The sequence below is a fragment of the Porcipelethomonas ammoniilytica genome (assembly GCF_025567485.1).
Taxonomy (GTDB): domain Bacteria; phylum Bacillota; class Clostridia; order Oscillospirales; family Ruminococcaceae; genus Porcipelethomonas; species Porcipelethomonas ammoniilytica.
In genome coordinates this window covers 1-591 of sequence record NZ_JAOQKH010000098.1, presented here as the reverse complement: position 1 = coordinate 591, position 591 = coordinate 1, and the positions used below count along the sequence as shown (strand labels likewise).

Sequence of the window (591 nt, the reverse complement as noted above, 5' to 3'; positions counted from 1 at the left end):
AAAAATGTTTGTAAACAATGCCGCAACAAGCAGAAGAGAATGGCAAAACCTATAACAGATTTTAAAGGAGACGTAACTGCAACTCCGCATCGTCCTCATTTTTGTAAAAAATCGAACTGTATATGACGTCATTAAAATTCCGGAGTTTTCGGTGCTACCAGTGGATCCGGAAATGCTGTTGCTGCTACTTCCGAGCAGCGCGTTGATCCGGCTCGCGAGTTCTCCGTATCTGGAGTACAGCCAGTCGCCGGGGCAGCTCTTGTTTGCAAACCAGCGGTGCGCCGTCAGCACCATTTCGTTGCTTTTCGGGGTATACGCAAGAGTTTTCTCCTTGCTGCCGAGCCAGAGCACCTTCGTTTTGCTATAGCGCTTGCAGATGTCGGTGCAGAGTTGGATCAGCTTCTCATATACAGTGTTATTCATGGCATATGGCGAAGTTTTGTTACTTGCGCACTCGATCGTGATCGCTCTCTGGTCGTTCGAATTACTGGAGCTGCACCAAATGGTGCTATACTAAAAAAGTGGACAGCAAAAAGCGAAAGATGGTATAATAATAAAAAAAGGAGAGAAACACATGGAAAACACCAAGTA

The 591-nt window shown here is 45.9% G+C and carries 1 protein-coding gene; it reads right to left on the bottom strand.

From position 1 onward, the window contains the following. A partial coding sequence (locus tag OCV67_RS13775) for a peptidoglycan recognition protein family protein (protein WP_394802712.1) occupies nt 1–423 on the bottom strand: 423 nt, incomplete at its 3' end. Nucleotides 424–591: the final 168 nt, after the last annotated feature.